This window comes from Sphingomonas citri (genome assembly GCF_019429485.1).
GTDB classification, from domain to species: domain Bacteria; phylum Pseudomonadota; class Alphaproteobacteria; order Sphingomonadales; family Sphingomonadaceae; genus Sphingomonas; species Sphingomonas citri.
The window spans coordinates 25,272-35,961 of record NZ_JAHXZN010000017.1; the positions used below are offsets into that span (position 1 = coordinate 25,272).

Below are 10,690 nucleotides of genomic sequence, written 5' to 3' on the forward strand. Positions count from 1 at the left end.
CAAGTCCGGGGTGACGGAAGGGCGAGGGGCGACGGTGCGCTCCCCGGACCGCAGCACATCAGGCGTTCCGCCACAACGCCCTGGGTTCCTGCGTGCGCAGGAACACATCCGTCGTTCACCGCCCGGATCCGTGCTCCTGCGAACGCAGGAGCCCAGGGCCGCGGACGCCGCACCCGCCCCCTCACCGCGCGCCCGCCTTCTGCACCTGCACCGCGTCGCCGTCGGCGAGCGAGTCGGGCGGGTTGTCGATCACGCGGTCGCGCGGGGTGACGCCCGAACTTACCTCCACCGTGTTGCCATGGTCCTGCCCGATCCGGATCGTGCGCAGGTGCGCCTTGCCGTCCGCTCCGACCAGCGCGACCTGCGTACCGCTCTCGCCGACGATCAGCGCGCTCGCGGGCAGCGCCACCGCGCCGCTCGCCCCCGCCACCGGGAAGCTCGCCTGCGCATAGGCGCCGGGCTTGAGCGCGCGGTCGGGGTTGGGCGCCTCGACCTGCACCAGCACCGTGCCCGAGGATTGCTCCACCGCGCCGGCGGTGCGGGTCAGCGTCGCGTCGAAGCTGCGGCCGGGATATTCGGGCAGCGTCAGCGTCACGTGCATGCCCGGGTGGATCTGCGCCGAATAATTCTGCGGCACGCGAATATAGGCGCGCATTCGCCGCACGTCGGACACGGTGAACAACGGTGTCGACGCGGCGGTGCCCGCGGTGACCAGCGCGCCGATGTCGGTCGAGCGGCTGGTGACGATGCCGGCGAAGGGCGCGATCAGCCGGGTGAAGCCCTGCGTATAGGTCAGCCGCGAGACGTTGGCACGCGCCGCGTTGGTCACCGCGGTCTTGGCGGCGAGGTCGCCGACCTTCTCGTCGGTCTCTTGTTTCGACACCGCGTCCTTGGCGAGCATGTTGCGCCAGCGCGTCGCGGTCGAGGCGGCGAGCTGCTGGTTGGCGCGCGCGGTCTCCAGGTCGGCGCGTGCGGCGGCGAGCTGCTGGTCGATCTCGGGCGCGTCGAGCACCGCCAGCGTCTGGCCGGCGCGCACGGGGTCGCCGATGTCGACGTACCATCTCCGCACGTAGCCGCTGGTGCGCGCGAAGATCGGGGCGCTGTTGATCGCCTGGAGGTTGCCGGGGAGCGTCAGCGCGCCGGTCGCCGCGGCAGGCTTGGCCTGGATCACCGCGACGGTCGGGGTCGACTGCGCCGCGGTCCAGTCGGCGAGCTTGCTGTCGGTGCGCGAGCGCGTCGCGATCCCCGCGCCGACGACGCCGACCGCGATCACCGCCGCGGCGATCCCGGCGGTGCGCAGCGAGCGCGACGACGCCGTCGCGGGCGCGGCGGGCGGCGCCGCGGGGGACGTCTCGAACGACGCCTCAGACATGGGCTTGCTCCAGATGATGGGCCTCGCGCGTCGGCGCGGCGGCGGCGCGGCGGCGGTGGACGAGGCTGAAGATGACGGGGACGAACATCAGCGTGGCGAAGGTGGCGACCAGCAGCCCGCCGATCACCGCGCGGCCGAGCGGCGCGTTCTGCTCGCCCCCCTCGCCCAGCCCCAGTGCCATCGGCAGCATGCCGATGATCATCGCCAGCGCGGTCATCAGCACCGGGCGGAAGCGGGTCATGCCCGCCTCCAACGCGGCGGCGGTGGCGTCGCCGAGCTCGGCGAGCCGCTCGCGCGCGAAGCTCACCACCAGGATCGCGTTGGCGGTGGCCACGCCCATGCACATGATCGCGCCGGTGAGCGCGGGCACCGACAAGGTCGTGCCGGTGGTGAACAGCATCCAGATGATCCCCGCCAAGGCGCCGGGCAGCGCGGTGATGATCACGAACGGGTCGAGCCAGCTTTGGAAGTTGACGACGATCAGCAGGTAGATCAGCACGATCGCGCCGAGCAGCCCGTAGCCCAGGCCGGAGAAAGCGCTGTTCATCGTGGCGTACTGGCCGCGCAGCGTGACGGTCGCGCCCTTCGGGGCCTCGGCCTTGAGCTCGTCGAGCACCGTGCGGATGTCGCCCGCCACCGCGCCCAGGTCGCGCCCCGCCGGGGTGGCGAAGATGTCGACCACCGGCGCGATATTGTAGTGCGACACCACCGCGGGCGCGTTGCTCCGCACGATCGTGCCGAGCCCCCCCAGCACCTGCGAGCGCCCGCTGGCGCCGGTCACCGGGATGCTCGACAGGTCGCTCATCGAGCCGACGCGATACTCGGGCGCCTGCGCCACCACCGGGTAGGACACGCCGTTGTCCGGATTGAGGAAGAACACCGGCGCAGTCTGCTGCGTGCCCGCCAGGGAGCTCGCCAGGCTGGTCGTCACGTCGCGCTCGGTCAGCCCGTACTGGCCGATCCGGCTGCGATCGACCGCGACGTTAAGCTGCGGGTAGCGCGCCGACTGCTGGATGCGCGCGTCGGCGAGGCCGGGGATCTTGGCGATGCGGCGCATGATCTTCTGCGCATACGCGGCGTTGGCGGCCGCATCCTTGCCCGCGACCTGAATATCGATCGGCGCGGGCGCGCCGAAGTTGAGGATCTGGCTGGTGATGTCCGCCGGCAGGAAGGAGAAGGTCGCGCCGGGGAAGTCGCGCGGCAGCTGCTCGCGCAGGCGGCGGACATAATCATCGGTCGGCGCGTGATCGTGCGACAGCTGGATCAGCACGTCGCCATCCTGCGGGCCGACCGTCCCCGAATTATTGTAGGTCGTGTTGATCGAGCTGACCGGCAGGCCGATGTTGTCCACCACCGAGATCAGTTCCTCCGCCGGAATGATCTGGCGGATGCGGCGCTGGATGCGGTCGAACTCGGCCGACGTCTCCTCGATCCGGCTGCCGACCGGCGCGCGCACGTGCATCGCGATCTGCCCGGCGTCGACCGAGGGGAAGAAGTTCTGCCCGAGGAAGGGCACCAGTCCGAACGACAGCAGCACCACCGCCAGGAAGCCGATCACGAACCCCTTGGGCGCGGCGAGCACGCGCTCGAGCATCCCGCCGTATCCCGTGCGGATCCGCTCGAACCGCGCCTCGAAGCCGCGCTGGAAGCGCACCAGCGGGTTGCGCGACGCGGGCGCGCCGGCGCTGTGCTGGTCGTGGTCGTCGCCCGCGCCGTGCGGGCGCAGCAGATACATCGCCATGGTCGGTACGAGCGTGCGCGACAGGATGAACGAGGCGATCATCGCGAACACCACCGCCAGCGCGAGCGGCACGAACAGGAAGCCCGCGACGCCCGGCAGGAAGAACATCGGCACGAAGACGATGCAGATGCACAGTAGCGAGACGAAGGCGGGCGTGACGATCTGCGCCGCGCCGTCGAGGATGGCGCGGTGGACCGGCTTGCCCTGTTCGAGGTGCCAGTTGATGTTCTCGATCGTCACCGTCGCGTCGTCGACCAGGATGCCGACCGCGAGGCTGAGACCGCCCAGCGTCATCGTGTTGAGCGTGTTGCCGGTGACAGCGAGGCCGATGATCGCGGACAGGATCGCCAGCGGGATCGAGATCGCGATGATCACGGTCGAGCGCCAGGAGCCGAGGAACAGAAGGATCATCAGGCTGGTCAGCGCCGCCGCGATCGCGCCCTCCTTGACCACGCCCTCCACCGCGGCGCGGACGAACAGCGACTGATCGCCGATCGGCACGATCTTGAGCGTGCTCGGCAGCGTCTCCTGGATCTTGGGCAAAGCGTCCTTGATCCCCTGCACGATCGCCAGCGTCGAGGTCGCGCCGTTCTTGAGCACGGTCATGATCACCGAGCGCGCGCCGTCGACATGGACGACGTTGGTCTGCGGCGCAGAGCCGTCGCGCACGTGGGCTACGTCGCGCATGTAGATGGTGGCGCCGCCGACGACCTTCACCGGGATGCTGTTGAGCTCCTCGATCGATCCCGGCGCGTTGTTGAGGCGGACGCTGTACTGGAAGCCGCCGATCTTGGCAAAGCCTGCCGGGTTGATCTGGTTCTGCGCCGCGATCGCGTTGCCGACGTCCTGCGCCGACAGCCCCTTGGACTGGAGCGCGTCGGGGTCGAGGTCGATCTGGATCTGGCGCTGGCGCCCGCCCGAGGGATAGGGGATCGCCGCGCCCGGCACGGTCACCAGCCCGGGGCGCACCTGGTTGCTGGCGAGATCGAACATCTGCCCCTCGGACAGGCCCTTCCCCGACAGCGCGAGCTGGACGATCGGCACCGTCGAGGCGCTGTAGTTGAGCACCAGCGGCGGGGTGATGCCCGGCGGCAGCTGCTTGAGCACGGTCTGCGATACCGAGGTGACCTGCGCGGTGGCGGTGCGGATGTCGGCGCCGGGTTGGAAGTAGATCTTCACCACGCCGATGCCCGGCAGCGACTGGCTCTCGATATGGTCGATGTCGTTGACCGTGGTGGTCAGCACGCGCTCGAACGGGGTGATGATCCGCCCGGACATCTCGTCCGGCGACAGGCCGGCATATTGCCACGCGGTGGCGATCACCGGCACCCTGATGTCGGGGAAGATGTCGACCGGGGTGCGGATCGCCGCGAGCACGCCGACGATCGCGATCAGGATCGCCATGACGATGAAGGTCAGCGGGCGCGCCAGCGCGATGCGTACGATGCCGATCATGGGCACAGCTTCCCGTAGGTGACGTCCGCCCTCGTGAGCGGCGTCGCGCGCCAGCCTAGCGAGCGCGGCGTCGGACAACCAGGAAGGGACGGCGGCGCAATGACATGCCGCGGTGCAGCGAATGAGCGCTGGTTAACGGTTTGTCTAATATTGTTTCCGGGCCAATCGATACGTACAGCCTATCGATCATGGAGCTGCGGCATCTGCGTTACTTCGTCCAAGTCGCCAAGGACCTGCATTTCGCGCGCGCGGCGGCACGACTCGGAATCTCTCAGCCCCCGCTCAGCCAGCAGATCCGCCAGTTGGAGGACGAGCTGGGCGTACGACTGCTCGATCGTACCAGTCGCCGGGTCACGCTCACCTACGCCGGGACAATGTTCCTCGAGGCGGCACGGCGCACGCTGGTCGAGGCGGACACGGCGGCGGCGGTGGCGCGCCGTGCCGCTCGCGGCGAGTTGGGCGAGCTACGCGTCGGCTTCAACGCCTCCGCTCCCTTCATCCCGCAGGTCGCCGCCGCGATCCACACCTACCGGCTGCGCTACCCCGACGTGCAGCTCGCCTTGTCCGAGATCGCCGGGCCGGCACAGGTGGCGGCGATCCTGGCCGACGCGCTCGACGTCGGCTTCCTCCGCAGCGCCGCCCCGCCCGCGCTGCCGCCCGAGCTCACGGCTTCCCGCATCCTGCGCGAGCGTCTGGTCGTGGCCGCCCGTCCCGACCACCCGCTCGCCGGTCGCAGGGGGCTGCGCCTGGCGGACGCGGCGGCGTACCCGCTCGTGGTCTATGCCAGCGATCGCAGCGGCGGCTTCACCGAGGAGTTGTTCGCGCTGATGCGCGCGGCCGGGGCCGAGCCGCGCGTCGCGCAGACGGTGCGCGAGGTTTCGACGCTGCTCGGGCTGGTGGCGGCCGGGGTCGGCATCACCGTGGTGGCGGAGTCGCTATGCGCGCTCCAGTCGGCCGGGCTGGTCTATACCGCGCTGGCGGACGAGAGCGCGGTGAGCGCGATGTGGCTCGTCCATGCCGCCGCGAGCCCGCCCGCCGCCGCCCATTTCGCCGCGATCGTGACCGCGGGAGCTGCCTGAGCGCTTCTCCGGGATCCAAGGCTCGATGCATCCAAGCCGACCCGAACTCCTGCGCACGCAGGAGCCCAGACTCGCGGGCGATGCCGCTACTTGCCCTGGGCTCCCGCGTGCGCAGGAGCACGCCTTGCTTCGAACGCGTTCGGGCCGGTCTCAGTACATGTGCTGGCCGCCGTTGATGCTCAGCGTCGAGCCGGTGACGAAACCGGCCTCCTCCGAGCACAGGAAGGCGACGCCGCGCGCGATCTCCTGCGCCTGGCCGAGCCGGCCGACCGGGATCTTGGCGACGATCTTCTCCAGCACCTCGCCGGGAACCGCCGCGACCATGTCGGTGTCGATATAGCCCGGCGCGATCGCGTTGACGGTGACGCCGGCGCGCGCACCTTCCTGCGACAGCGCCTTGGTAAAGCCGTGGATGCCGCTCTTCGCCGCGGCGTAGTTGACCTGGCCGTACTGCCCGGCCTGGCCGTTGATCGAGCCGATGTTGACGATCCGGCCCCATTTGCGCTCGCGCATGCCGGGGAACACCGCCTTGGCCATGTTGAAACAGCCGCCCAGGTTGGTGTCCATGACCTCCTTCCACATCTGGTAGGTCATCTTCAGGATCGTGCCGTCGCGCGTGATCCCGGCGTTGTTGACGAGCACGTCGACCGGGCCGAGCTCGGCCGCGACCCTGGCGCAGCCGTCCTGGCAGGCGTCATGGTCGGCCACGTCCCATCTGTACGCGGCGATGCCAGTGCGCGCGGTGAAGTCACGCGCGCGCTCGTCGTTGCCGGCGTAATTGGCGGCGACGGTCATGCCGAGGTCGCGTAGCGCCACGCTGATCGCCTCGCCGATGCCCCGCGTCCCACCGGTGACGATCGCGACCCTTGCCATGCCTGCCTCTCCCTTAACCTTGGTGAGAGGCTAGCCGCGCGCCACCCAGCCTTCAAGCTCGCGTGACAGGATGGTGCGCAGCATGTCGACGCCCTGCGGCGAGTCGTTGAGGCAGGGCAGGTAGGCGAAGTGCGTGCCGCCCGCGGCGAGGAAGCTCTCGCGCCCGCGGATCGCCAGCTCCTCCAGCGTCTCCAGGCAGTCGGCCGAGAAGCCCGGCGCCACCACCGCGACCTTGCGGACGCCTTGACCCGGCATGGCTTCCAGCGTGGTGTCGGTGGCGGGGCCGAGCCACTTGGCGCTGCCGAAGCGCGACTGGAACGCCACCGTCAGCGGCCGGCCGGCGAGCCGCTCGCGCAGCGCCTCGCCGAGCAGCCGCGCGGTCTTCTGGCAGTGGCAGTGATAGGGGTCGCCGCGCTCCAGCGTCCGCTGCGGCATGCCGTGGAAGCTGGCGATCAGCGCGTCCGGGGCGAAGTCGAGCGCGTCCAGCCCCTCGCCGACGCGCGCGGCCAGCGCCGCGATGTAGGCGGGATCGTCGTGATAGGGCGGCAAGGTGCGGATCGCGGGCTGCCAGCGCCACTGCGCCAGCGCGGCGAACGCCTTGTCATTGGCGGTGGCGGTCGTCGCGGCGCAATATTGCGGATAGAGCGGCGCGAGCAGGATGCGCTCGCACCCCGCCGCCTTCATCGCCGCCAGCCGGTCGGCGATCGCCGGGTTGCCGTAGCGCATCGCCCAGTCGACCAGCACGCCGTCGCCGAACGCGCCCCGGAGCGCCGCCGACTGCGCGCGCGTCACCGCGGCGAGCGGCGAGCCCGCCTCGCTCCACACCTGCCGATAGGCGTGCGCGGACTTCTTCGGCCGCGTGGTCAGCACGATCCCGCGCAGGATCGGCTGCCACGCGATCTTGGGCAGCTCGACCACGCGCCGGTCCGACAGGAACTCGGCGAGGTAGCGGCGCACCGCGCGCGTGTCGGCGGAATCAGGCGTGCCGAGGTTGATCAGCAGCACGCCGACGCGCGGCGCCGGTATCGTCGGATGGTCGGCGGGCAGCATCTACGAACTCCTGAGCGGCAGCGCGCGCCGGCGCGTGCCGGCGGCAGCGAACAGCGCGTTGGCGATGGCGGGAGCGACCGCGGGCACGCCGAGGTCACTGATCCCACCGCAATCCGCGCCGCTGGCGATCAGTTCCACGCTGATCTCGGGCGCGGTGGCGAGCGTCGGCAGGTCGAGCGCGCCGAGGTGGCGGACCGCGGCGAGGTCGTCCTGGTAGCCCGCCGTGGCGCCGGTCGCGGCGGCGACGCCGAACACCAGCCCGCCCTCGATCTGCTGGCGCACCACGTCGGGGTTGATCGCGCGCCCGCAATCCACCGCGGCGACCAGCCGGCTGACGCGCGGCGCACCCCCCTCCTCCATCTCGGCCTCGGCGAGCACCGCGATCGCGCTGCCCGCCAGACGATGGCACGCGATGCCCTGCGCGCTGCCGGGCACCCCGCCCGACCAGCCGCCGAGCTCGGCCGCGGTGGTGAGGCAGCGCGCCAGCCGCGCGTCGCCGCCGAGCAGCCCGACGCGGTAGGACATCGGCTCGCTCCCCGCGGCGCGCGCCAGCTCGTCGATGAAACATTCGGTGAAGAAGGCGGTGTAGCCGTCGGCGCCGCCGCGCAGGTGGCCGGTCGGCAGGTCGAGCGCGACCGGGTGATGGTCGACCGCGAGCGCCGGCAGCCGATAAGGCGGCACCGCGCCCGAGGTGGCGTAGCGGTCCGCGCCCGCGGGCAGCGCGGCGGCGACGCGGCGGAGCGGGTCGCCTTCGAGCAGCCGCTCGCCGAGCGCGCGCCCGGTCGACGGCGCGGCGATGGCAGCGTGCCACGCCAGGATCGTGCCGCGCGGGCCGAGCCGCGCGCGCATCCGCGCCTTGGCGGGGGCGCGGACCCGGTCCTGCAGCAGCGCCTCGCCGCGCGACCAGCAGAGCTGCACCGGCCGTCGCAGCGCGCGCGCGAGCACCGCCGCCTGCGCCGCGACGTCATGCTCCAGCGCCGCGCCGAACGAACCGCCGACCTGCATCGGGTGGACAATAACATCGCGCTCGGACAGCTGGACCGCGGCGGCCGCGGCGGCGCGGGCGAGCGTCGGCGCCTGGGTGGCGAGCCACAGCTCGAGCCGTCCGTCGCGCCAGTGCGCGGTCGCGGCCGGGGTCTCCAGCGCGGCGTGGAGCGCGGGGCGGACGCTATATTCGGCCGTGATCACGCCCGCGCCGCGCAACGCCGCGGCAGCGTCGCCGACGCGCGCGACCGGCTCGCCGGCGCGATCGAGCGCGGCGTCGAGCGCCCGCTCGATCGCGGCGTCGTCGACCATCGCGCCGCGGCGCGCGAAGCGCGGCGCCAGCGCGGCGACACCGTGGTTGGCCGACCACCAATTGTTCGCCACCGCGGCGACCCAGTGATCGGTCGTCACCACCGAGATCAGGCCGCGCACCCGCTCGGCCGCTGCCTTGTCGCACGAGAGCAGCCGCGCGCCGGGCTGCGGCCCCTGGCGGACGCTGGCGAAGACCATGTCGGGCAGGCGCACGTCGGCGACGAAATTGGCCGAGCCGTCGACCTTCGCGGGGGAGTCGAGCCGCGGCAGCGACTCGCCGCTCAGCCGTCCCTCGTCGCCGAGCCGCAGCGGCAGCTCCTCGGGGACTTGCCCGCCCACGGCCGCCTCGGCCAGCTCGGCGAAGCGGAGGCGGCGGTCGCCGAGCGTGACGAAGCCGGCGCGCGTGTCGCACTGCTGCCAGTCGGCGTCCCAGCGCTGGGCCGCGGCCTGGCACAGCAGCACGCGTGCCGCTGCCCCGGCCTCGCGCAGCGGCTGCTCGAAGCGGCGCACCGAGCTGGAGCCGGCGGTGACCAGCAGCGAGTCGCGCGTCCAGAGCTCGTCGCGCACCCGCGCGGGCACGTGCGCCGCGTCATCGGCGAACAGCGCGGCGGCGCCGAGCGGGTTGGCGTAGGGCGGCGCGAGCGGCGCGGCCTCGACGCCGACGGTGCGCCAGTCGGCGCCGAGCTCGTCTGCGACGATCTGCGCCAGCGTGGTGTAGACGCCCTGGCCGTGCTCGCACTGCGGGACCGCGACGATCACCTGGCCGTCGCGCGCGATCTTGAGGAAGGCACCGAACGCCGCCTCGCCCGGCGCGGTCGGCAGCGCGGCGCCATAATGTCGCGGCCACACCGCCCAGGCGACCACCAGCCCGACGCCGGCCCCCCCGGAGATCAGCAGCTTGCGACGGGTCAGCGCGGCCATGCGGCGGGCGTAGCGGGACGGCGCACGGCGGGGAAGCGCGAAAGCTCGCTCAGGGTGATCGGGTATGAGGTGTTGCTTACACGGTGGCGGTACCGCGTCCCGCTGCGCGACTTCGCGCGGCGAAGTTCCTTTACGCGGAGGCGCGAAGGCGCGGAGAGGGAGCGCGGTGAGCGCATCTGTCCCGAGCGCGGTCCCGCAAGACGGCTGGGCGCCCTCCTCTCCCCGCGTCATCCTGAGCTCGTCTCAGGATCCACTGTCCCGGAGGCGCCGCGGCCATGGGGTACGCGGCATGGTGGATCCTGAGACACGCTCAGGATGACGGTAGCGCTGGGTGGCAGGCGGGGCGCAACGCGCCGCCGGCGCCCGCCACCACGCGCCTACCGCCTCAGTGGTTGTCCCGCGGCAGGCCCATGGTCTGCGCGATGCGCTGGTATTTCTCCGCGCCCTCGAGGATCGCGCCGGTGTTCATCTGGCCCACCACCGCGCGCTGGATCTCCTGCCACGGCGTCTGCGAGGCCGGATAGGCATAGCCCCCCGCCGCCTCGAGCGCGCGGCGGCGCTTGGCCAGCTCGGCCTCGTCCACCAGCACGTCGACGCGCGCCCGGTTGAGGTCGACGCGCACGCGGTCGCCGGTGCGCAGCAAGGCCAGCGCGCCCATCGCCGCCGCCTCGGGCGAGGCGTTGAGGATCGAGGGCGACCCGCTCGTCCCCGACTGGCGCCCGTCGCCGATGCACGGCAAGGCATGCACGCCCTCGGTGATCAGATACGCCGGCGGGCGCATGTTCACCACCTCGGCCGCGCCGGGATAGCCGACCGGCCCGGCGCCGCGCATGAACAGCAAGGTCTCGGGCGTGATCCCGGTCGCGGGATCGTCGATCCGCGCGTGATAGTCCTCGGGCCCGT

6 protein-coding genes and 1 pseudogene are annotated in these 10,690 nt (G+C 72.0%); 1 reads left to right on the plus strand and 6 read right to left on the minus strand.

The window, feature by feature from the left end; translation table 11 throughout:
* Positions 1–181: 181 nt before the first annotated feature.
* On the minus strand, positions 182–1,372 hold the full coding sequence (locus tag KZ820_RS21120) for an efflux RND transporter periplasmic adaptor subunit (protein WP_219750778.1): 1,191 nt from the start codon (positions 1,370–1,372) through the stop codon (positions 182–184).
* Positions 1,365–4,568 carry an efflux RND transporter permease subunit gene (locus KZ820_RS21125; protein ID WP_219750779.1) on the minus strand — a complete coding sequence of 1,068 codons (3,204 nt, stop codon included), beginning with the start codon at positions 4,566–4,568 and terminating at the stop codon, positions 1,365–1,367. Before KZ820_RS21125 ends, KZ820_RS21120 begins: the two co-directional genes overlap by 8 nt.
* A 188-nt stretch (positions 4,569–4,756) precedes the next feature.
* Between KZ820_RS21125 and KZ820_RS21130 the strand changes: the two genes are divergently transcribed.
* Positions 4,757–5,647: a LysR substrate-binding domain-containing protein gene (locus tag KZ820_RS21130; protein WP_219750780.1), complete on the plus strand. Its 891-nt coding sequence runs from the start codon at positions 4,757–4,759 to the stop codon at positions 5,645–5,647.
* Positions 5,648–5,797: 150 nt separating this feature from the next.
* On the opposite strand, the gene phbB is transcribed toward KZ820_RS21130, so the two are convergent.
* The 4 genes and pseudogenes from phbB to KZ820_RS21150 all read right to left on the minus strand — a co-directional run.
* A complete protein-coding gene (phbB, locus tag KZ820_RS21135; RefSeq protein ID WP_219750781.1) occupies positions 5,798–6,520 on the minus strand; it encodes an acetoacetyl-CoA reductase in 723 nt (240 codons plus the stop codon).
* A 30-nt stretch (positions 6,521–6,550) separates the two neighbouring features.
* Positions 6,551–7,570: a ferrochelatase gene (gene hemH / locus KZ820_RS21140; RefSeq protein ID WP_219750782.1), complete on the minus strand. Its 1,020-nt coding sequence runs from the start codon at positions 7,568–7,570 to the stop codon at positions 6,551–6,553.
* Complete coding sequence (locus tag KZ820_RS21145) at positions 7,571–9,787, minus strand: molybdopterin cofactor-binding domain-containing protein (protein WP_219750783.1); 2,217 nt, start codon at positions 9,785–9,787, stop codon at positions 7,571–7,573. It abuts the gene before it with no gap.
* 385 nt (positions 9,788–10,172) lie between these two features.
* A pseudogene (locus KZ820_RS21150) lies at positions 10,173–10,690 on the minus strand (dihydroxy-acid dehydratase); the annotation flags it as partial.